Raw genomic sequence first — 19551 nt, 5'->3', positions numbered from 1 at the left:
GCCGGAATCGGGGGTTAGTGTCGGAGCCATGGTCTGGTGGCGGGGGGCGGTGGCGTGGTTGACGGCCGTTTGCCTGGCGGCGACGGGATGTGGCAGCGCCAATCCGCTCGGCGTCTCGTCGACCGACCCGAATTCGATCGTGGTCGGATCGGCCGGGTTTCCGGAGTCCAAGATCGTCGCAGAGATCTACGCACAGGCGTTGCAGGCCAACGGTTTCGACGTCGACCGGCAGATGGGCATCGGCAGCCGCGAGACGTATGTCCCCGCGTTGAAGGATCACTCGATCGACCTGGTGCCCGAATACGTCGGCAACCTGCTGCTCTACCTCGAGCCCAGCGCCACCGTCACGATGCTCGACGACGTCGAACGTGAACTGACGAAGCGGTTGCCGCCGGACCTGTCGATCCTGACGCCGTCACCCGCGTGCGACACCGACACCGTCACGGTCACCACTGATACCGCGACCAAGTGGAAGCTGACGACGATCGCCGATTTGGCCCCGCATTCGAGCGATGTCAAGTTCGCGGCGCCGTCGGACTTCCAGGTGCGTCCGTCCGGGCTGGCAGGCCTGCGACAGCGGTACGGGTTGAACGTCGCGCCCGGCAACTTCGTGGCAATCAGTGACGACGGCGGGGCGGTCACCGTGCGCACTTTGACCGAAGGGAAGGTCAACGCGGCCAACATCTTCAGCACCTCGCCGGCCCTCCTGGGAGGTAACCTGGTGGCGCTCGACGACCCGCTGCACAACTTCCTGGCCGGAAACATCGTCCCGTTGGTGAATTCGCGGAAGAAATCGGAGAAGTTGACCACGGTGCTGGATACGGTGTCGGCGAAGCTCACCAGTATCGAGGTCGCCCACCTCAACGCCTCGGTGGCGGGCAACGACGGCGTCGACCCCGATCAGGCGGCTCGGAAGTGGTTGCACGACAACAACTTCGACCACGCAATGGTAGCCGGCCGGTGATCCGGTTTCACGATGTCCACAAGGTCTACGACGACGGCACCGTCGCCATCGATCGGCTGGATCTCGATGTCCCGCCGGGGACGCTGACGGTGTTCGTCGGCCCCTCCGGGTGCGGCAAGACGACGTCGATGCGGATGATCAACCGGATGGCCGAGCCGTCGTCGGGGAAGGTCGTGGTCGACGGCGCCGACGTCGCCGGGGTCGATCCGGTGCGGTTGCGCCTCGGCATCGGCTACGTGATCCAGGGCGCGGGCCTGATGCCGCACCAGCGGGTGATCGACAACGTCGCCACCGTGCCGGTGCTCACTGGCCAGACCCGCCGCGCGGCGCGCAAGGCCGCCTATGCCGTCCTGGAGCGGGTCGGCCTGGACGCCAAGCTGGCCGACCGCTACCCGGCGCAGTTGTCCGGCGGCGAGCAGCAGCGCGTGGGCGTGGCGCGGGCACTGGCCGCCGATCCGCCAATCCTGTTGATGGACGAGCCCTTTTCGGCCGTCGACCCGATCGTGCGCCATGAGTTGCAGCGCGAGATCCTGCGCCTGCAGGCCGAGTTGCACAAGACCATCGTGTTCGTCACCCACGACATCGACGAGGCGATCCGGCTGGCCGACCGGGTCGCGGTGTTCGGCCGCGGTGGCGTGCTGCAGCAGTACGACGAGCCGGCCCAGCTGCTGTCCCGGCCGGCGAACGACTTCGTCGCCAGGATGATCGGGGCCGGCCGGGGCTATCGCTGGCTGCAGTTTCTGGACGCGACTGACCTTCCGCTGCACGATATCCCGACGATCACGGAGGTAGCCGGCGACGAGCAGTTGCGCGACGGCTGGGCGCTGGCGGTCAAGGCGGACGGCACGCCGTTGGGTTGGATCGACGCCGACGGGGTCCGCAAGCATCGCGGCGGCGCGGCGCTGCGCGACAGCGTGACCTCGGTCGGCGCGGTGTTCCGGCCGGGCGCCAACCTGAGTCAGGCGCTGGACGCCGCGCTGTCGTCGCCGGCGGCGATGGGAGTCGCGGTCGACGGCGCGGGCAAGGTCACCGGTGGGGTGCGGGCCGCAGACGTGTTGGCCGCCTTGGATTCCCACCGCCGGAATTAGCCGTGCACTACCTGCTGCACCATCTCCCCACGGCCTGGGCGTTGACCGTCATCCACCTGCGGCTCTCGCTGCTGCCGGTGCTGGCGGGTTTGGCGCTGGCCGTGCCATGGGGCGTGCTGACCTGGCGTCACCCGCTGCTGCGCAAATTCACCACGGTGACGGCGAGCGCGGTGTTCACCATCCCGTCGCTGGCGCTGTTCGTGGTGCTGCCGTTGATCATCCCGACCCGGATTCTCGACGAGGCGAATGTCCTTGTCGCACTGACGCTCTACACCTCGGCGCTGCTGGTGCGGGCGGTGTTCGAGGCGCTGGACGCGGTGCCCGATCAGGTGCGCGACGCCGCCAGCGCGATCGGCTACCGGCCGCTCACCCGACTACTCAAAGTCGAACTGCCGCTGTCGATTCCGGTTCTGGTGGCGGGCTTGCGAGTCGTCGTCGTGACCAACATCTCGATGGTCTCGGTCGGCGCGGTGATCGGCATCGGCGGCCTCGGCACCTGGTTCACCGAGGGCTATCAGGCCGACAAGAGCGACCAGATCGTCGCCGGCATCGTGGCGATCTTCGTGCTGGCGGTGGTGATCGACGTCGCGCTGATGCTCGCCGGGCGGCTGGCCACGCCATGGGACCGGGTGTCACGGCCGGGCCGTCGGCTGCTGACGGCACCGGTGGTGGGCGGTTCGCGATGAACTTTCTCAACCAGGCGCTGTCCTACCTGTTCACCGCCGACAATTGGTTCGGACCGGTCGGTCTGGCCCAGCGGACTCTCGAGCATCTCGAGTACACCGGCGCGGCGGTGGTGGTGTCGGCCCTGGTAGCGATCCCGATCGGGCTCGTCGTCGGACACACCCGGCGCGGCACGCTGGTGGTGGTCAGCCTGGTCAACGCGCTGCGGGCGCTGCCGACGCTCGGCGTGCTGCTGCTGGCCGTGCTGCTGTGGGGACTCGGCCCGGTTCCGCCGATCGTGGCGCTGATGCTGCTGGGCATTCCGCCGATGCTGGCCGGCACCTACGCCGGGGTGGCGGCGGTCGACCGCACGGTGGTCGACGCGGCGCGCTCAATGGGGATGAGCGAGTTGCGGGTGCTGTTCCGGGTCGAGGTGCCCAACGCGCTGCCGCTGATCCTGGGTGGGTTGCGGACCGCGACGCTGCAGGTGGTCGCCACCGCGACGGTCGCGGCGTACGCGAGCCTCGGCGGGCTCGGTCGCTACCTGATCGACGGCATCAAGGTGCGGCAATTCCACATCGCACTGGTGGGCGCGCTGATGGTCGCGGCGTTGGCGCTGGTTCTCGACGGCGTGCTCGCATTCGCGGTGTGGGCGTCGGTGCCCGGCACCGGGCGATTGCGCCGAAGGCCACACCACCGGTCGTCGATATCCGCCGAGCCGTCGCCTAACGTAGACGCGTGAGCCAAACACCGTCAGACCCGACAAGCAACGCGTGGTCGACGATGCTGACCTGGCGCTCACAGGATCACCGGCGGATGGAGTCGGTGCGGGTGCAGTTGTCCGGCAAGCGAATCAAGGCCAATGGCCGCATCGTCGCCGCGGAGACCGACCGCAATCCGGCGTTCGCCGCGTACTACGACCTGGTGACCGACGAGACCGGCGCGACCAAGCGCCTCGGCATGACCGTGACGCTGGCCGAACGGGAGCGGCAGATCGTCATCGCACGCGATGACGAGAACGTCTGGCTCATCACCGACCACCAGGGCGACTCGCGTGCGGCCTACGAGGGTGCCCTCGACGTCGACGTGGTGTACAGCCCGTTCTTCAACGCGCTGCCGATCCGGCGCATCGGCCTGCACGAACACCCCGATGCCGTCACCGTGCCCACCGTCTACGTGAGCCTGCCGGAGATGAGTGTCGCCGCGGCGACCGTCAGCTACAGCAACATCGCGGACGGCATGAAGGTGCACTCGCCGGTCTCCGACACCACGTTGAGCGTCGACGACGCGGGCTTCATCGTGGACTATCCAGGCTTGGCAGAGCGGATCTGATCACCCCGCCGGCTCGTCCGGCGGCCGCCAGTTCGCCGCGCCAGTTCTCGGCGCCGACGAACACCCCGACGATCTCCGGTCTCGAGAAGCTGTCGTAGCGCGCGCGGGCGGCATGTCCGCTTTCGACGAGTTCGGCCACGGAGTCGTTGTGCGCCAGTGACTTCCGAGCCCCGCTGAGCAGTTCGATCGCGCGGTCGACCCGGGGCAGCAGCTGCGCCGAGTTCGCCTCGCACATGGCCCGCACCAGGTCCGGTGCGCTACCGGCGACCCGGGTGCCGTCCCGAAAGGAACCGGCCGCCAGCGCGAAGGCCAGCGGCACCTCGGCGGCGGTGACGGCCAGCGCCTCGGCGAGCAGGTGCGGCAGATGCGAGATGGCCGCCGCGGCGGCGTCGTGCTCGTCGGACCGGGCTGGAACCACGACCGACCCGCAGTCCAGCGCCAGTTGCAGCACCGTCGTCCACACCACCGGGTCCACGTGGTCGTCGACGCTGATCACCCACGGCGCACCGGCGAACAAGCGCGGATTGCCGGCCTCCCAGCCGGAGTGCGCGGTGCCCGTCATCGGATGCCCGCCCACGAAGCGCTCCCGCAGGCCCGCGGCGGTGACCGCGTCGAGCACTGCACCCTTGACGCTGGTCACGTCGGTGAGTGGGCAATCGGGCGCGGTCTGGGCGATGTGGCCGAGCAGGATCGGCAGCGCCGGCATCGGCACGGCGAGCACGATCAGCGCGCCGACCTCAGCGGCGCTGCTGAGCACGGCGTTCAGGTCGGTGGACGCGTCGAACCCGTCGAAGCGGGCGGCCTGGGCGCCCTCGACCGACCGGTTGTAGCCGAACACGTCCCGCCCGGCCGCCTGGGCAGCGCGCAACAGCGAGCCGCCGATGAGTCCGAGCCCCAGCACGCACACCGGTGTCTTCGCACGGTTCTTCGAAATGGGGGGAGGAACCACGCATCAAGGGTGGCATATCGGGCCGCGGGCGCGACACCGGTTTGCTGCGCGCGTGCTGGTCAAGCGGCTTCGGCGCGACTAGCGTAGGCGCCCATGGGAGCACAGCGGGCGTCCGCGCAGGCCGACACACCGGACGGCTTCGGTGTGGCTGTCGTGCGCGAGGACGGCAAGTGGCGTTGCTCGGCGATGGGCCCCAAGGTGCTGACCAGTTTGTCCGCGGCCGAGACCGAGCTACGTGAGTTACGCAGTGCCGGTGCGGTTTTCGGCCTGATCGACATCGACGACGATTTTTTCGTGATCGTCCGGCCGGCGCCGTCCGGAACGCGTTTGCTGCTCTCGGATGCCACGGCGGCGTTGGACTACGACATCGCCGAAGAAGTGCTGGACAACCTGGACGCCGACATCGACGCCGATGATCTTGAAGACGCCGACCCCTTCGCTGAGGGCGATCTCGGGTTGCTGTCCGACATCGGCCTGCCCGAGCCGGTGCTCAGCGTCATTCTGGACGAGACCGACCTCTTCGCCGACGAACAGCTGGAGCGCATCGCCCGCGAGATGGGCTTCGCCGACGAGCTGTCGTCGGTGGTCGACAAGCTCAATCGGTGAGCTCTGACGACGACCTGATCCGCGCCGCGCTGGCGGTCGCCGCGACGGCGGACCCCCGCGACGTTCCGGTTGGCGCGGTCGTGGTCGCGGCCGACGGCACCGAGCTGGCCCGCGCGGTCAATGCCCGCGAAGCGCTCGGCGATCCGACCGCGCACGCGGAAGTGCTGGCGATCCGAGCGGCGGCCCGGGTGCACGGCGACGGCTGGCGGCTGGAGGGCGCGACGCTGGCGGTGACGCTCGAGCCATGCACGATGTGCGCCGGTGCACTGGTGATGGCGCGCGTCGGCCGGGTGGTGTTCGGCGCGTGGGAGCCCAAGACCGGTGCGGTGGGTTCGCTGTGGGACGTGGTGCGCGATCGCCGGCTCAACCACCGGCCGGACGTACGTGGCGGGGTGCTGGCGGGCGAGTGCGCCGCGGTGCTGGAGACGTTCTTCGCCCGCCAGCGATTGGGATAGCGACGCCGTCGTTGGGTAGTGTGTCCCGCGGTGGCGTGTCCGAGCGGCCTAAGGAGCACGCCTCGAAAGCGTGTGACGGGTAACCCCCGTCCGAGGGTTCAAATCCCTCCGCCACCGCCAAAGTGTTTCACCGACTGTGCCGTCGGCGCCTGGCTCTAGAGTCGATGCGGTGAAGGTCGGCGTCCAGATCCACCCGCAGAACTGCACCATGGCACAACTGAAGGCGGGCTGGCGCGGCGTCGACGCCCTCGGGGTCGACAGCCTCTGGACCTGGGACCACTTCTTCCCACCGCTCTACGGGCGGCCGGAAGAGACGCACTTCGAGGGCTGGCAGATCCTGGCCGCGATGGCCGTGACCACCTCGAATGTCACGCAGATCGGCATGCTCGTGACGGGCGGTGGCTATCGCAACCCCGACCTGCTCGCCGACATGGCCCGCACCCTCGACCACCTGTCGGGCGGGCGTGCGGTGCTGGGCATCGGCTCGGGCTGGATGGACAAGGACGAAGCCGAATACGGCTATGGCGTCCGCACACCGGGCGAGCGACTCGACGATCTCACCGAGGCGCTGCCGCGGATCAGGTCCCGGCTCAGTCTGTTGAATCCGCCGCCGCTGGGCCGGTTGCCGATCCTGATCGGCGGCCAGGGCGAACGTCGGACGCTACGTCTGGTGGCCCAGCACGCGGACATGTGGAACGGCTATGGCGACTCCGAAACGATCCGGCACAAGAACCGGGTGATCGATCAGTGGTGTGCCGAAATAGGAAGAGCGCCAACCGAAATCGAGCGCACGGTCTGGGTCGAGCGCGCCGACCCGGATCTTGTTCCGGCGTTGGTGGACGCCGGCGCGCAGCACTTGATTCTCGGCCTGCGCGCGCCGTACGACCTGAGCGAGGTGGAACGGCTGATCGAGCTAGCTGCCCGGGTGTAGGCCGTCGCTGATGCCTTGCAGGTCGCGGTTGATGCCCTGCAGATCGTTCTCGATCGTCTGCATGTTGGTCACCGACTTCTGGAAGGTCTGCTGCATCTGCGCATTGCTGGTCTGCTCGAACTGCGGGCAGTAGGTGACGACGGCGGCGGCGGTGAAGTCGGCGCTCTGCTGGTTGTCCCAGATCGTCGACCGCTGTACGAACTGGGTGGCGTCGGAGAAGCTGGGCTGCTTGCTGAGGAAGTCGCAGACCGCGTGCCCTTGTGCCGAGGCGTACTCGCGGCTGGGCACCGGCACACCCTCGTGCTGCAGGGCCTCGACCATCGCCTTCTCCGCAATGTCGGCCTGCGACGTTGCGGCGGGCGGCGGAACCAGCGGCGGCCCCGGAACGGGAGTCGACCGCTCGTCGGACACCTGCGTCGTCGAGGCCACCGGCTCGGTCGGGCGCTGATGCCGGTGCAGCATGAACATCACCGCCAGCACCGCGGCGATGGCGAGCACCGACATCGGGACCGCAGCACGCAACGCGAAACGCAACAGCCGGCCCCGGCGCCGTCGGCGCGGCCGATCGATCGACTCCTCGAACGGCGCCAGGATTTCGTCGAGAACCGCGGTATCGCACAACACCTCGACGGGATGTCCCAGGCGCTCGTCGAGCAGCGCGTCGACCTGTTGGCTGGACGGCCGTCCACCCCGCTCGCGGATCAAGCGGAGCTCGGATGCCACGCGGCGTAGTTCGGAGTCGATCGTCTCCCGATCGCGCATCCCAAGAGCTTAGGGCCAACCGGGGTTTCGGGTGCCGTTACCAGCCGATCTCAGCATCGGGAATTCCCGGCGAGTCAGCCGGCTTTGCGGCACAGTGGTCGCGATGAGGACCGCACGACATGTCGGCGCGCTGATCGGCGGCGCGCTCATGACCTTGCTGCTGTCCGCCGCCCTCGCGAACGCCGACACCGCCGACGCCGACCCGCTGATCGCATTGATGATGGGCGGCACCGGGATGCCGACGCCCAGTGAGTTCTGGCGCGACACGATCATCTCCGACTACATCAACCCGACAACCGGTCAGGACTACACCTCCGTTTTGGTGCCGACCCCGGAATCGGCTGCGAGCACGTCGATTCCGGTCGGTCTCGCGAATCTGCAAGCCATGATGGACGATCAGCCCGCCGACGTGCCCTACCTCGTCCAGGGTTATTCGCAGAGCGCCCAGATCGCCGTCCTGGAGAAGTTGCTCCTCATGCAGCAGGACCCTGACACGCGACCCGATGTCACCTTCCTGCTGCTCGGTTCCGGCAACCGGCCCGACGGCGGCTTTCTCGAGCGCTTCGCCGGCCTGGTCATCCCGGGCGCCCCGGGATTCGACTTCAACGGCGCCGAGCCGACCACCGCGGGCATCGACACCATCGACATCGCCAACCAATACGACGCCGTCGCCGATTTTCCGCGGTATCCGGTCAACCTGGTCGCCGACGCGAACGCGCTTTTGGGGTTCTTCTACTCCCACGCCGGCTACGGCAATGGCCCTCTGCCGTACGAGGTTCCGGCGATCTGGCCGCCGTCCGACCCGATCTCGGGCCCGTACGCCGACGAATATGTGCTGGGCTCCAGCGAGATCGTCAAGCAGATCGAGGGCGACACCACGTTCTACTTCATCCCGACGACCAACCTTCCGCTGCTCGAGCCGCTGCGCACACTGGGCGTGCCCGAACCGGTGCTGAAGATTTTCCAGCCGGCGCTGCAGGTGATCGTCGAGGCCGGCTACGACCGCTCCACCCCATTCGGCGATCCCACGCCGGCCGAGCTATTCCCGACCCTCGACCCGGTGACCTTCAGCCTCCAATTCGCCAACGGTGTAGTGCAGGGCGCCAACAACGGCTTCGCGCTCTTCGGGGCGGAGCTGCCCGGCTTCGACCAACTCGAGACGTTCTTCGCCGAAGCCGAGGCGTGGTCGGAGCAGACCATCGGGGTGCCGTACTACGACTTCGTCACCGATCTCAACGCCGACTTCAATCCCTTCACCGCGTTCATCGACATCGAGGGGCCGATCGGCGCGAGCATCCAGAACCTGTTGGATCTCAGCGGCATCCAACAGAATCTGCTCGATCCGGTTCTCGGACTGGTCGGATCGGTCGGCGGAATGTTCACCAGTTGAACTGATTCGCGTATTCGCTGGCCTCGATTGTCGGCAACGCCTTAGATGGGTTCATGGAACTGATGAGTCCGCTCGACTCGGTCTTTCTGTCGATCGAATCGCGTGAGCATCCGATGCACGTCGGCGGTCTACAACTGTTCGAGCCGCCGGAGGGCGCCGGCCCGGAGTTTGCCCGCGAGATTCGCGACACGCTGGTCGCCAACCGCGACTTCCAGCCCACCTTCCGCAAACACCCGGCGTGGACCTTCGGTGCGGTCCCCGCCGTCGCGTGGACCTACGACGACCCCGACGACGTCGACATCGACTATCACGTGCGGCGCTCGGCGTTGCCGACGCCGGGCCGGGTGCGCGAACTGCTTGAGTTGACCTCGCGGTGGCACAGCGGTCTGCTCGACCGGCATCGCCCGCTGTGGGAGGCGCACTTCGTCGAGGGGCTGAACGACGGCCGGTTCGCCGTCTACAGCAAGTTCCATCATTCGCTGATCGACGGCGTCTCGGCGCTGCGCCTGATGCAGCGGACCTTGTCGGCCGACCCCGACGACACTGACATGGTGGCGATCTGGGACCTGCCGCGTCGGCACCGCGACAATGCCGAGAAGCCGAGCCGGCGGGGTCTGACCGACATTGCGAAATCGGTTGCGGCATATGGCCCGTCGACGTGGTCACTGGCCAAGGCGGCGCTGGTGGAGCAGCAGCTGACGCTGCCGTTCGCGGCGCCGCGCACGATGTTCAACGTGCCGATCGGCGGGGCGCGCCGAGTCGCCGCACAGTCGTGGGCGATCGACCGGCTCAAGAGCATCAAGGTCGCCGCGGGGGTGACCTTCAACGACGTCATCCTCGGGATGTGTTCCGGCGCTTTGCGTTACTACCTGCAGGACGAGCACGCGCTGCCCGACACCCCGCTGATCGCCATGGTCCCGGTCAGCATGCGTTCGGAGGACGAGGCCGACGCCGGCGGCAACCAGGTCGGTGCGCTGCTGTGCAACCTGGCCACCGACGTCGACGACCCGGTGAAGCGGCTGGAGACCATCAGCGCGTCGATGCGCGGCAACAAGAAGGTGTTCGCGGAATTGCCCAAGCTGCAGGCGTATGCGCTGTCCGCGTCGCTCATCGGACCGCTGGGTCTGTCCGCGCTGCCCGGCTTCGTCCGGACGACGCCGCCGCCGTTCAACATCGTGATCTCCAATGTGCCGGGCCCGACCAAGCCGATGTACTGGGGCGGCGCCCGACTCGACGGCAACTACCCGCTGTCGATCGCGCTGGACGGCCAGGCCCTGAACATCACCATGGTCAACAACGCCGACAACATCGACTTCGGCCTGGTCGGCTGCCGCAAGAGTGTGCCACACCTGCAGCGGTTGCTCGGCCACCTGGAGACCTCGCTCAAGGATCTGGAACGCGCGGCGGGGGTCTGACGGCGGCGATGCCCAAGCTGAGCGCGGGGCTGCTGCTGTATCGAACAGGTTCTGGCCTTGAAGTCCTGATCGCCCACCCCGGCGGCCCGTTCTGGGCGCGCAAAGACGACGGCGCCTGGTCGATCCCGAAGGGCGAGTACGCCGACGGCGAAGACCCGTGGGCGGCTGCGCAGCGCGAGTTCGGCGAGGAGGTCGGGTTGCCGCTTCCGGTCGGCCCGCGGATTGATCTGGCACCGATCAAGCAGGCCGGCGGCAAGGTCGTCACCGCGTTCGCGGTGCGGGCCGACCTCGACCTCGCCGGCGCCCACAGCAACACCTTTGAACTCGAATGGCCAAGGGGCTCAGGGCAACTGAAGTCATTCCCGGAGGTCGACCGGATCGAGTGGTTCACTGTGGCGCAGGCCCGGGTCAAGCTGCTGAAGAGCCAGATCCCGCTGCTGGACCAGCTGGTGGCGTATCTTCACACTCATGCAGACACTGCGCACCCCTGACGACCGGTTCGCCGCGCTACCCGAATTTCCTTACGCTGCACACTATTCCGAGGTATCCGACGGCGAAGGCGGCGCCCTGCGGATGGCCTGGGTGGAGGACGGACCCGCCGACGCCGACCCGGTGCTGCTGCTGCACGGCGAGCCGTCGTGGTCGTATCTCTACCGCACGATGATCCCGGTGCTGGCCGCGGCCGGGCACCGCGTGGTCTGTCCCGACCTGGTCGGCTTCGGCCGGTCCGACAAGCCGACCCGCATCGAGGACCACAGCTACGCGCGTCACGTCGAATGGGTGCGCGAGTTGGTGTTCGACAAGCTGGACCTGCAGCGGGTGACGCTGGTAGGCCAGGACTGGGGTGGGCTGATCGGATTGCGTTTGGCCGCAGAGCATCCCGAGCGGTTCAGCCACCTGGTCGTCGCCAATACCGGCCTACCCACCGGCGATATCCCGATGCCGGAGATCTGGTGGCAGTTCCGCCAGGCGATCCAGACCGCGCCGTCGATCGACGTGGGCCGGTTCGTGCAGGGCGGTTGCCGACGGCCGATGAACGACGAGGTGCGCGCGGCCTACGACGCACCCTTCCCCGACGACTCCTACTGCGCGGGACCGCGGGCGATGCCGGGCCTGGTGCCGACGGCGCCCGACGATCCCGCTGCGTCGGCCAACCGGGCGGCGTGGGCGACGCTGTGCGCGAGTTCGACACCGATGCTCGTCGCGTTCAGCGACGGCGACCCGATCACCGGCGGGATGGCGCCGATCCTGCGGCGCGAGATGGCGGGCGCCCGGGGCATCGACCATCCGGTGGTGGCCAACGCGGGGCACTTCCTGCAGGAGGACGCCGGAGAGGAACTCGCGGGCTACGTCGTCGCCTTCTTGAAGGGCTGAGCCGCTAGCACGATACGTTGATCGTGAACGTTTCGGCTTTCAGCTTGGTCCGCTCGGCATTGTTGAAACCCAGTGCGGCACCGGTGATGTGGTACGTGGGGCCGGTCATCGTGACCGAGGCCTCGCCCTGCAGCGCGTGCTCGTAGGACCCGGTGAACCCGTCGACCGCGTCGAAGCGGACGAACTCGGCCTTCAGCTTGTCGGCTGTGGAGAGCATCGCGTGCACCTTCGACGAGTGCAGGTCGGTGTGGATCCGTGTCATCCAGTCGATCCGCTGGCAGCGCACCGCATAGCTGGTGCCCAGATCTTTACCGTCGATGGACAGCACCGCGGTGCCCGGCGGCAGCACTCCTCGCGGTGGCGTCGCAGCCTTACCGGAGCAGCCGCCGACCAGCAGCGCCGCCGCCGCGATGGCACACGCGCCCTTGTTCACAGCAGGAATCTAACCCGGCCGTAACGTGCATGCGTTGGGACTCTGGCGCGACCGTAGCTACCTGCAAGTTCTTTCGCACCTGCACAATGCAAATATGTCTGCCACGAGCGTCGCCGGCCCGCAGGAACTGTTGCTGCGACTGCTGGACCCGGCCAACCGGGCCAACCCCTACGCGGTCTACGAGCAGTTCCGCGCCGGCGGCCCGATGTACATGCCCGACGGTAGCCTGCACATCTTCTCGTCGTTCCGTGACTGCGACGACGCGCTGCGGCATTCGGCGTCGTCGGTCGATCGACAGAAATCGAAGATGGTCCAGCGCCTTGCCGAGGAAGGAACGAACACCCAACCGCAGGGCCCGCCGATGTTCCTGTTTCTCGATCCGCCGGATCACACCCGGCTGCGCAAATTGGTCAGCAAGGCGTTCGTGCCCAAGGTCGTCAACGAATTGACGCCGCACATCACCGATCTGGTCGACGGCATGCTGGACCGGGTCGCCGAGCGCGGGCGCTTCAATGCGGTCGACGACCTCGCTCATCCGCTGCCGGTCAACGTGATCTGCCGGCTACTCGGGGTGCCGGTCGAGGACGATGCCGAATTCAGCCATGCCTCGGCGTTGCTCGCGCAGGCGCTCGATCCGTTCTTCGCGGCGACCGGGGCACCGGCCGATGGGATGGACGAGCGGATCGCCGCCGGCCAGTGGCTCCGGGGCTATCTGCACGACCTGATCGATCGGCGGCGTGCGCGTCCGAGCGACGACCTGATGTCGAGGTTGATCGCAGTCAAGGAGTCCGGCGACCAGCTGGCCGAGGACGAGATCGTCTCGACCTGCATGCTGCTGCTGGTCGCCGGCCACGAGACGACGGTGAACCTGATCGCCAACGCGATGCTGGCCATGCTGCGGGAGCCCGCGCAATGGGCGGCGCTGGCCGCCGACCCGCAGCGCGCGTCGGCTGTTGTCGAAGAGACGCTGCGCTATGACCCGCCGGTACACCTGGTGGTCCGAATTGCCGCCGACGACATCACAATTGGCGACACCAGCGTGGACAAGGGCGACTCGATGTTGCTGCTGCTCGGTGCCGCGCAACATGATGCGGCCGAGTTCGACCGGCCGGCATCCTTTGATCCCGACCGAAAAGCGTTCCGGCACTTGTCCTTCGGGCGCGGCCTGCACTACTGCCTGGGCGCCCCGCTGGCCCGGCTGGAAGCCGCCGCGGCGCTGTCGGCGGTGACGGCTCGTTTCCCGGCGGCCCGGCTGGCCGCCGAACCGGTCTACAAGCCCAACGTCACGCTGCGCGGCCTGGCGTCGCTGGACGTCGCGATCTAGTCGCGCGGCCGCGAAGGACCGGTCGGGGCCAGTGCGACGACCGGAATGACCCGCGACGTCTTGGCCTCGTAATCGGCGAAGCCCGGGTAGCGCTCGGCCTGCAGCGCGTACTTCTCGTCGCGCTCTTTGCGGTCGAGTTCGGTGGCGTGCACGTCGACGATCTCGTCGCCGACCTCGATGCGGGTGTCGGGGTTGGCCTTCAGATTCCAGTACCAGGCGGGGTTCTTGTCGGCGCCGGCGGCCGAGGCGAAGACGAGATACCGTTCGCCGTCGGGCTGATACATCATGATGTTGGTCCGCGGCTCACCGCTTTTCGCGCCCACCGTGTGCAGGATGACGAGCGGGGCGCCCTCGAAGTTGCCGCCGACGCGGCCATGGTTTGCGCGGAACTCGGCGATGTTGCGTTCGTTGAAGTCGTCAGTCACCTGTGCCAGTGTCCCCGCCCGCGCCCAGCCCCGGAACGATATCGCCGAGGCTGAACGTCAAAGGGCTGTCGAGTTGCGCGTAGGTGCACGACGACGGCTCGCGATCCGGCCGCCACCGGTTGAATTGCGCGGTGTGGCGGAAGCGTTCACCCTCCATGTGGTCGTAGCGCACCTCGACGACGCGCTCGGGCCGCAGCGGCACGAACGACAGGTCCTTGCCGGCGTTCCAGCGAGAGAACTCGTTCTTGCGCGGCGTCCGCTCACCCGCCTCGTGCGCGGCCCAGTTCCAGGGATGGCCGTCGAAATCGGTGACCAGCGGCTGTAATTCGGTGAACAGCTCGCGGCGCTTGGCCATCGGGAACGCGCCGATCACGCCGACCGACGCCAGCGTGCCGTCGTCTTTGTAGAGCCCGAGCAGCAGCGAGCCGATCGCGTCGTCCCCCGACTTGTGCACCCGGTAACCCGCAACCACACAATCCGCGGTGCGCTCGTGCTTGATCTTGAACATGATGCGCTTGTCCGGCTGGTAGGTGATCGTCAACGGCTTGGCGATCACGCCGTCGAGGCCGGCGCCCTCGAACTCGTCGAACCAGCGCTGCGCGAGGTCGGCGTCCGTGGTCGCGGGCGTGACGTGAAACGACGGACCGACGCCGCTCAGTGCGTCGACCAAGGCGTCGCGTCGCTCGGAGAACGGCCGGCCGGTGTAATCCTCGTCGCCGAGAGCCAGCAGGTCGAAGGCGATGAATGACGCCGGCGTCTTCTCGGCCAGCATCCGCACCCGCGAGTCGGCCGGATGGATGCGTTGCTGCAGCGCTTCGAAATCCAGGCCGTGATCGGTGGCGATGACGATCTCGCCGTCGATCACGCAACGCTCGGGCAGCTCCGCGGTCGCCGCTTCGACCAGCTCGGGAAAGTAGCGTGTCATCGGTTTCTCGTTGCGGCTGCCGACCTCGACCTGGTCGCCGTCGCGGAAAAGGATCGACCGGAACCCGTCCCACTTGGGCTCGTACGACGCGTCCGGCGGCAACGTTTTCACCGCCTTCGACAGCATCGGCGAAACCGGCGGCATGACGGGCAAGTCCATAATCGGAGTATGGCTGCCCCCGCGGAGGAAATCGACGTCGACGGCATCGCGGTCCGGGTGACCAATCCCGACAAGGTCTACTTCCCGAAGTTGGGCTCCAAGGGCACCAAGGGCAAGCTCATCGACTACTACCGCGCCGTCGCCGCCGGGCCGATGCTCGCGTCCTTGAAGGACCGCCCGACGCATCTGCAGCGCTTCCCGGACGGTATCGACGGCGAGGAGATCTACCAGAAGCGCATCCCCAAGCACTACCCCGACTACCTCGAGACCTGCACCATCACCTTCCCGTCCGGGCGGACCGCCGACGCGCTTCGGGTGACCCACCCGGCGGCGATCGTGTGGGCCGCGCAGATGGGCACCGTGACGCTGCACCCGTGGCAGGTGCGCTGCCCGGACGCCGAGCATCCCGACGAGTTGCGGGTCGATCTGGACCCGCAGCCGGGCACCGGCTTCGACGAGGCCCGCAGCGTAGCCGTCGACGTGCTCAAGCCGCTGCTTGACGAACTCGGACTGGTCGGCTATCCCAAGACGTCGGGTGGCCGCGGCATCCACGTCTTCCTGCGCATCGCGCCCGACTGGGATTTCATCCAGGTGCGCCGCGCCGGCATCGCGCTGGCCCGCGAGGTCGAGCGCCGCGCCTCCGATTCGGTGACGACGTCGTGGTGGAAGGAAGAGCGCGGCGAGCGGATCTTCATCGACTTCAACCAGAACGCCCGCGACCGCACATTCGCATCCGCCTACTCGGTGCGGCGCACCCAGATCGCCACGGTGTCGATGCCGCTCAGCTGGGACGAACTGGCGACCGCCAACCCCGACGACTACACGATCGAGACCGCGGCCGACGTGGTCGCCAACCGCGACGATCCGTGGGCCGACATCGATTCCGAAGCCCAGTCGATCGAGCCGCTGCTGGAGATGGTCGCCGCCGACGAGGAGAACGGCCTCGGCGATCTGCCCTACCCGCCGAACTACCCGAAGATGCCCGGCGAGCCGAAACGCGTTCAGCCGAGCAAAGATACGGACCGCAAGAAATAGCTACTGCAGCCTGCCCGCTACGAACGTCGCGGCCTGGTTCGTCGCGTCGGGGACGTAACCGAGATGCGCGATGATGCTGCCGCCCTCGGCGCAGATGTTGTCGTTGGGCAGGCAGATGTCGATCGCCTTCGGGACGAAGCTCGGGTCGAGGGCCGGAATTTGGCTGTCCGACAGGCTCTTTGAGTAGCTGCTCTGTGGGTTGCCGAAAAGGGCAACGGCCGCAACGTGATTGGCGACCTGCGGGGAGAGCCGGTGGCTGGTCATGTCCGCGACACCGGCGCCCTGCGAGTAACCGCCGATCACGATCTTGGTGTTCGGGCAGGCCGCGGCGGTGGCCTGGACGTGGGCCACCTCGTCGTCGGCGCCGGCGTGCGCGCTGTTCACGTAGTCGGTGGTCGACGGGTAGTTCACCGGATACAGGTTGATCGTCTTGCCGGGCAGTTGTGCGGTCAGGGAGTCGTAGAACGCCTGGCCGGGTCCGCCGGGGCCGACGGGCTCACCGGTGCCGCGCGCGAACACCACTTCGGCGTTCGGGCAGTCGTCGGCCGCCGCCGTCGGGCCCACGGGCGGAGCGGTCTGGAAGGCGAGAACCATCAGGGGCGCACCGGCAACGATGCGAGCGATGCTGCGACGTGTCATGCGCTAGATGTTGCCATCCTCCAGCAGGCGCAGCGGGTGCAGCCCGTCGACGGCGCCGACGAACGGTGGGTGGATGCTGTAGCCGAGCATGCGGCGGATGTCGTCGGATACGTCCCGCGCGATGTCGCGGGAGATCGACAGGGTGTAGGCCTCCATCGGCCGCAGCCAGGGCTCGCAGTACTGCGCCGTGATGGCGAGCCGGTCGCTGTCGGTGGTGTTGGCCCCGCCGCCGTGCCACAGCGTGCCGACGAAGAACACGCACGAGCCGGCCGGCATCACGACCGGCACCGCCTCGTCGTCCGGCCCCGGCCGCCGCTTACCCCAGCGGTGGCTGCCGGGGTAGAGCACAGTCGCGCCGTTGTCCGCGGTGAAGTCGTCGATCGCCCAGATCGTCGCCGCCGCCAACGGTTCGCGGGGTCGGGGGATCGGGTAGAAGCCGTCGTCGTGGTGCGCCAGTTGCGCGGCCTCGCCGGGCTGGATGTTGATCGCTTGCAACGCCGACAGCAGATAGTTGGGCATCAGCAGCCGATCCAGCGCGGCCTGCACCCGGGGATGGTCGACCACCCCGTCGCAGATCCGGGTCCGGCTCAGCACGCTGTAGATGCGCTGGGTCTTTCGACCCTCGAAGGTGTTGCGCCCGGTGTGCCCCAGCCAGGGCGTCACCTCGTCGCGAATTCGATCGCACTGCTCGCGCGTCAGCAGGTTCTGCCAGATGACGTAGCCGTCGCGGTCGAGCGCCGCGGCGTCGGCGTCGGCCACGGCCGAGTCGACCGCGGTACCGCCGCTGGGCGTCCACTTGTAGCGCAGCGCCAGGTCGCCGCGTAGATCTTCCAGCGTTGTGGCGGACTCGTCATCGGGGGTCATCGGCACCAGTCCTCGGCTATGACGACACAGTAAGCCGACCCCGTGCCAACGTCACGCATTCAGCGGACCGTTCAGTTATTGGTTATAAAGATGGGCGTGGCCACTACCTTCGCGGACGTCATCAAAGCCAAATACCTGCTGCTGACCACCTTCACCAAGGACGGCCGGCCCAAGCCGACGCCCATCTGGGGAGTGCCGGAGAACGGCAAACTCCTGGTGATCACCGACGACGGGTCGTGGAAAACCAAGCGGATCAAAAACACCCCGCGGGTCACGATCGCCAAGAGCGGATCGCTGGGCAAGCCCAAGAGCGACGACGTCGAGGGTGTCGCGCGAATTCTGCCGAAATCGGAGACCCGCCGCGTCTACAACGCGGTGCTGAAGCGGTACTGGTATCACGCCCCGTGGTTCTACGTGCACTCGATCGTGCGGGGTGGCATCGACAAGGTTCACGTGGGCCTGGAGATCACGCCGCCCGTTGGTTAGTCAAGCTTTGCAGCCATTGCGCGCTGCCGTAATCGGAGCGTTATAGTGGCCGCATGCGTCTTTATCGACTGAGCCTCGCCGTCCGCGCCGGTCTCGCAGCGCTCGCGCTCGGCGCCGCCGTCTTCGCGGTGCCGACCGCGTTCCCCCGGCTTGCGTCGGCAGATCCCGGCGACCCCATTGGGCCGGGGTTCACGCCGTGCAACGGCTGCTCGCAGAACGACTCCACCGAGGACTTCCCGATTCCCCGGCGAATGATCTCGACGACCTGTGACGCCGAGCAGCTGATGGCCGCGGCCCGCGACTTCGCGCCGGTGTACTACCAGCGCTACATGATCGACTACAACAACCACCAGAACGTCGCCCAGGACGTCCAGAACAAGGTGCACTGGTTCTACTCGTTGTCGGCGGCGGACCGCAGGGCCTATTCCGCCAACTTCTACGCCCCCCAGATCAACCCGCTGAACTTGGCGTGGCCCAACCACATGAAGCTCTTCTTCAACAACAAGGGCGTCGTCGCCAAGGAGACCGAGAACTGCCAGAACTACCCCAAGGGCGACATGTCCTTGTGGCAGTGGTCCTAGCGGTCTTGGGAGCCGGCACCGGCCAGTAGGCCGACGCAGGTCGCCGTGATCAGCCGCGTCAGCGCGGCGGTGAAGTCGATCTTCCAATCGGGCGGTACGTCCGCGCGCTTGGCGTACTCGTCGGCAAGCCGCTTCGGCGGGTTCGCCATCTGCCACATCGGCGCCGCGAGCGAATACGACGCGAGCAGGACGTCGAACGCGCCCGCCCGCCCCAGCGGCGGCAGCGCCCTCTCGATCGCGTCGATCAGCGAGATCACCGCGGCATTACTGGTCTGCTTGAACTCCAGCACCCGGTGGATCTCGACCTCGTGTTCGAGGTGCAGATGCAGGTTGGCGAGCAGGTCGCAGAACAGCGGGTCGGCCGCCAGGCTGCCGGCCAGTGCCTCGGCGACCCGGGCCGGCGACATCGGGCCGGGCTCGGCCAGGCTTGCGGTGACGGTCTCCGCAAATCGCGCCCACCCCTCGACCGCCAGGTGCATGAGCACCTCTTTGTGCGAGGTGAAGTACCGGCGCACCCCGGAGTAGTGCACCCCGGCCCGGCTCGCCACGTCGGTCAGCGTCACCGACGCGACACCGGACTCCAGGGCCAGCGAACGCGCGGCCTCGACGAGCGCTGCGGCGCGCTGGCGCTTCTTGTCCTCGGTGCGGGCACGCTGGAACGTGAGCTGCGGCACCGCGCGAGGATAGCGCACCCGGACGCATTGCGGGCGGCTGTAGAACCCGGTACCGTCCGTTTACGCACATGACATGC

24 protein-coding genes and 1 tRNA gene are annotated in these 19551 nt (G+C 67.7%); 17 read left to right on the top strand and 8 right to left on the bottom strand.

The annotated features are described in order from the left end of the window. Positions 1-28 precede the first annotated feature (28 nt). From PT015_RS16585 to PT015_RS16565, 5 genes are read left to right on the top strand one after another with little or no spacing between them, the layout of a single operon-like run. Positions 29-964: an ABC transporter substrate-binding protein gene (locus PT015_RS16585; protein ID WP_285185876.1), complete on the top strand. Its 936-nt coding sequence runs from the start codon at positions 29-31 to the stop codon at positions 962-964. Beyond that, a complete protein-coding gene (locus tag PT015_RS16580; RefSeq protein WP_285185874.1) occupies positions 961-2052 on the top strand; it encodes an ABC transporter ATP-binding protein in 1092 nt (363 codons plus the stop codon). The genes PT015_RS16585 and PT015_RS16580 overlap by 4 nt, the downstream gene beginning before the upstream one ends. A gap of 2 nt (positions 2053-2054) precedes the next feature. Beyond that, on the top strand, positions 2055-2738 hold the full coding sequence (locus tag PT015_RS16575; protein WP_285185872.1) for an ABC transporter permease: 684 nt from the start codon (positions 2055-2057) through the stop codon (positions 2736-2738). Continuing rightward, positions 2735-3457 carry an ABC transporter permease gene (locus PT015_RS16570; protein ID WP_285185870.1) on the top strand — a complete coding sequence of 241 codons (723 nt, stop codon included), beginning with the start codon at positions 2735-2737 and terminating at the stop codon, positions 3455-3457. Before PT015_RS16575 ends, PT015_RS16570 begins: the two co-directional genes overlap by 4 nt. Positions 3458-3498: 41 nt before the next feature. Continuing rightward, positions 3499-4047 carry a putative glycolipid-binding domain-containing protein gene (locus tag PT015_RS16565; RefSeq protein ID WP_285191145.1) on the top strand — a complete coding sequence of 183 codons (549 nt, stop codon included), beginning with the start codon at positions 3499-3501 and terminating at the stop codon, positions 4045-4047. Here PT015_RS16565 and PT015_RS16560 read toward each other — a convergent pair. Further along, positions 4010-4954, bottom strand: coding sequence for a prephenate dehydrogenase (locus tag PT015_RS16560; protein WP_285191144.1), 945 nt, complete (start codon positions 4952-4954; stop codon positions 4010-4012). The genes PT015_RS16565 and PT015_RS16560 overlap by 38 nt on opposite strands. A gap of 135 nt (positions 4955-5089) precedes the next feature. Between PT015_RS16560 and PT015_RS16555 the strand changes: the two genes are divergently transcribed. The 4 genes from PT015_RS16555 to PT015_RS16540 all read left to right on the top strand — a co-directional run bounded on the left by PT015_RS16555 (position 5090) and on the right by PT015_RS16540 (position 6988). After that, positions 5090-5602 (top strand): tRNA adenosine deaminase-associated protein, encoded by a 513-nt coding sequence (locus tag PT015_RS16555; protein WP_285185868.1) that lies wholly within the window; start codon positions 5090-5092, stop codon positions 5600-5602. After that, on the top strand, positions 5599-6057 hold the full coding sequence (locus PT015_RS16550) for a nucleoside deaminase (RefSeq protein ID WP_285185867.1): 459 nt from the start codon (positions 5599-5601) through the stop codon (positions 6055-6057). The genes PT015_RS16555 and PT015_RS16550 overlap by 4 nt, the downstream gene beginning before the upstream one ends. A gap of 29 nt (positions 6058-6086) precedes the next feature. Beyond that, positions 6087-6177, top strand: a tRNA-Ser gene (locus PT015_RS16545). An 88-nt stretch (positions 6178-6265) separates the two neighbouring features. Further along, positions 6266-6988, top strand: a complete 723-nt coding sequence (locus PT015_RS16540) for an LLM class F420-dependent oxidoreductase (RefSeq protein ID WP_285191143.1) — start codon at positions 6266-6268, stop codon at positions 6986-6988. On the opposite strand, the gene PT015_RS16535 is transcribed toward PT015_RS16540, so the two are convergent. Beyond that, positions 6971-7750: a DUF732 domain-containing protein gene (locus PT015_RS16535; RefSeq protein ID WP_285185866.1), complete on the bottom strand. Its 780-nt coding sequence runs from the start codon at positions 7748-7750 to the stop codon at positions 6971-6973. The genes PT015_RS16540 and PT015_RS16535 overlap by 18 nt on opposite strands. 103 nt (positions 7751-7853) lie before the next feature. On the opposite strand from PT015_RS16535, the gene PT015_RS16530 reads away from it, so the two are divergent. The 4 genes from PT015_RS16530 to PT015_RS16515 are packed head-to-tail and all read left to right on the top strand — an operon-like array spanning position 7854 to position 11929. Then, positions 7854-9140 carry a PE-PPE domain-containing protein gene (locus PT015_RS16530; protein WP_285185864.1) on the top strand — a complete coding sequence of 429 codons (1287 nt, stop codon included), beginning with the start codon at positions 7854-7856 and terminating at the stop codon, positions 9138-9140. Positions 9141-9193: 53 nt separating this feature from the next. Further along, positions 9194-10555, top strand: a complete 1362-nt coding sequence (locus PT015_RS16525) for a WS/DGAT/MGAT family O-acyltransferase (protein WP_285185861.1) — start codon at positions 9194-9196, stop codon at positions 10553-10555. 8 nt (positions 10556-10563) lie between these two features. Next, positions 10564-11046, top strand: coding sequence for an NUDIX domain-containing protein (locus tag PT015_RS16520; protein ID WP_285185860.1), 483 nt, complete (start codon positions 10564-10566; stop codon positions 11044-11046). Continuing rightward, the gene (locus PT015_RS16515; RefSeq protein WP_285185859.1) at positions 11024-11929 is read left to right on the top strand and encodes a haloalkane dehalogenase; all 906 of its coding nucleotides are present in this window, start codon (positions 11024-11026) and stop codon (positions 11927-11929) included. The genes PT015_RS16520 and PT015_RS16515 overlap by 23 nt, the downstream gene beginning before the upstream one ends. 4 nt (positions 11930-11933) lie before the next feature. Here the strand turns inward: PT015_RS16515 and PT015_RS16510 are convergent, their stop codons facing one another. Beyond that, positions 11934-12362 (bottom strand): lipoprotein LpqH, encoded by a 429-nt coding sequence (locus tag PT015_RS16510; RefSeq protein WP_285185858.1) that lies wholly within the window; start codon positions 12360-12362, stop codon positions 11934-11936. A 94-nt stretch (positions 12363-12456) separates the two neighbouring features. On the opposite strand from PT015_RS16510, the gene PT015_RS16505 reads away from it, so the two are divergent. Continuing rightward, a complete protein-coding gene (locus tag PT015_RS16505; RefSeq protein ID WP_285185857.1) occupies positions 12457-13686 on the top strand; it encodes a cytochrome P450 in 1230 nt (409 codons plus the stop codon). On the opposite strand, the gene PT015_RS16500 is transcribed toward PT015_RS16505, so the two are convergent. Then, positions 13683-14111: a nitroreductase family deazaflavin-dependent oxidoreductase gene (locus tag PT015_RS16500; protein WP_285185855.1), complete on the bottom strand. Its 429-nt coding sequence runs from the start codon at positions 14109-14111 to the stop codon at positions 13683-13685. The genes PT015_RS16505 and PT015_RS16500 overlap by 4 nt on opposite strands. Beyond that, positions 14104-15195 carry an ATP-dependent DNA ligase gene (locus PT015_RS16495; RefSeq protein WP_285185854.1) on the bottom strand — a complete coding sequence of 364 codons (1092 nt, stop codon included), beginning with the start codon at positions 15193-15195 and terminating at the stop codon, positions 14104-14106. The genes PT015_RS16500 and PT015_RS16495 overlap by 8 nt, the downstream gene beginning before the upstream one ends. A 9-nt stretch (positions 15196-15204) precedes the next feature. Here PT015_RS16495 and ligD point away from each other — a divergent pair, with 9 nt between their 5' ends. Beyond that, positions 15205-16230: a non-homologous end-joining DNA ligase gene (gene ligD, locus PT015_RS16490; RefSeq protein ID WP_285185853.1), complete on the top strand. Its 1026-nt coding sequence runs from the start codon at positions 15205-15207 to the stop codon at positions 16228-16230. Here the strand turns inward: ligD and PT015_RS16485 are convergent, their stop codons facing one another. Together PT015_RS16485 and PT015_RS16480 are read right to left on the bottom strand one after the other, a co-directional pair. Further along, entirely contained in the window at positions 16231-16869 is a 639-nt protein-coding gene (locus tag PT015_RS16485) for a cutinase family protein (RefSeq protein WP_285185851.1), read from the bottom strand. Positions 16870-16872: 3 nt separating this feature from the next. Further along, entirely contained in the window at positions 16873-17733 is an 861-nt protein-coding gene (locus tag PT015_RS16480) for a phytanoyl-CoA dioxygenase family protein (protein WP_285185849.1), read from the bottom strand. 96 nt (positions 17734-17829) lie between these two features. Here PT015_RS16480 and PT015_RS16475 point away from each other — a divergent pair, with 96 nt between their 5' ends. Then, a complete protein-coding gene (locus PT015_RS16475) occupies positions 17830-18219 on the top strand; it encodes a PPOX class F420-dependent oxidoreductase (RefSeq protein WP_285185847.1) in 390 nt (129 codons plus the stop codon). A 53-nt stretch (positions 18220-18272) separates the two neighbouring features. Beyond that, positions 18273-18800 (top strand): DUF5078 domain-containing protein, encoded by a 528-nt coding sequence (locus PT015_RS16470; protein WP_285185845.1) that lies wholly within the window; start codon positions 18273-18275, stop codon positions 18798-18800. Here PT015_RS16470 and PT015_RS16465 read toward each other — a convergent pair. Next, positions 18797-19492 carry a TetR family transcriptional regulator gene (locus PT015_RS16465; protein WP_285185844.1) on the bottom strand — a complete coding sequence of 232 codons (696 nt, stop codon included), beginning with the start codon at positions 19490-19492 and terminating at the stop codon, positions 18797-18799. The two genes, PT015_RS16470 and PT015_RS16465, sit on opposite strands and share 4 nt — an antisense overlap. Between the last annotated feature and the right edge of the window lie 59 nt (positions 19493-19551).

It is taken from the genome of Candidatus Mycobacterium wuenschmannii, from assembly GCF_030252325.1.
GTDB lineage: Bacteria > Actinomycetota > Actinomycetes > Mycobacteriales > Mycobacteriaceae > Mycobacterium > Mycobacterium wuenschmannii.
This window is presented reverse-complemented; position numbering and strand designations above follow the sequence as displayed.

What these genes read in the sequence shown, in the direction of transcription:
- PT015_RS16585 (WP_285185876.1), top strand. Translation starts at nt 29, where the DNA reads ATGGTCTGGTGGCGGGGGGCGGTGGCGTGGTTGACGGCCGTTTGCCTG.
- PT015_RS16570 (WP_285185870.1), top strand. Translation starts at nt 2,735, where the DNA reads ATGAACTTTCTCAACCAGGCGCTGTCCTACCTGTTCACCGCCGACAAT.
- PT015_RS16565 (WP_285191145.1), top strand. Translation starts at nt 3,499, where the DNA reads ATGCTGACCTGGCGCTCACAGGATCACCGGCGGATGGAGTCGGTGCGG.
- PT015_RS16555 (WP_285185868.1), top strand. Translation starts at nt 5,090, where the DNA reads ATGGGAGCACAGCGGGCGTCCGCGCAGGCCGACACACCGGACGGCTTC.
- PT015_RS16540 (WP_285191143.1), top strand. Translation starts at nt 6,266, where the DNA reads ATGGCACAACTGAAGGCGGGCTGGCGCGGCGTCGACGCCCTCGGGGTC.
- PT015_RS16535 (WP_285185866.1), bottom strand. Translation starts at nt 7,750, where the DNA reads ATGCGCGATCGGGAGACGATCGACTCCGAACTACGCCGCGTGGCATCC.
- PT015_RS16530 (WP_285185864.1), top strand. Translation starts at nt 7,854, where the DNA reads ATGAGGACCGCACGACATGTCGGCGCGCTGATCGGCGGCGCGCTCATG.
- PT015_RS16525 (WP_285185861.1), top strand. Translation starts at nt 9,194, where the DNA reads ATGGAACTGATGAGTCCGCTCGACTCGGTCTTTCTGTCGATCGAATCG.
- PT015_RS16520 (WP_285185860.1), top strand. Translation starts at nt 10,564, where the DNA reads ATGCCCAAGCTGAGCGCGGGGCTGCTGCTGTATCGAACAGGTTCTGGC.
- PT015_RS16515 (WP_285185859.1), top strand. Translation starts at nt 11,024, where the DNA reads ATGCAGACACTGCGCACCCCTGACGACCGGTTCGCCGCGCTACCCGAA.
- PT015_RS16505 (WP_285185857.1), top strand. Translation starts at nt 12,457, where the DNA reads ATGTCTGCCACGAGCGTCGCCGGCCCGCAGGAACTGTTGCTGCGACTG.
- PT015_RS16495 (WP_285185854.1), bottom strand. Translation starts at nt 15,195, where the DNA reads ATGGACTTGCCCGTCATGCCGCCGGTTTCGCCGATGCTGTCGAAGGCG.
- ligD (WP_285185853.1), top strand. Translation starts at nt 15,205, where the DNA reads ATGGCTGCCCCCGCGGAGGAAATCGACGTCGACGGCATCGCGGTCCGG.
- PT015_RS16485 (WP_285185851.1), bottom strand. Translation starts at nt 16,869, where the DNA reads ATGACACGTCGCAGCATCGCTCGCATCGTTGCCGGTGCGCCCCTGATG.
- PT015_RS16480 (WP_285185849.1), bottom strand. Translation starts at nt 17,733, where the DNA reads ATGACCCCCGATGACGAGTCCGCCACAACGCTGGAAGATCTACGCGGC.
- PT015_RS16470 (WP_285185845.1), top strand. Translation starts at nt 18,273, where the DNA reads ATGCGTCTTTATCGACTGAGCCTCGCCGTCCGCGCCGGTCTCGCAGCG.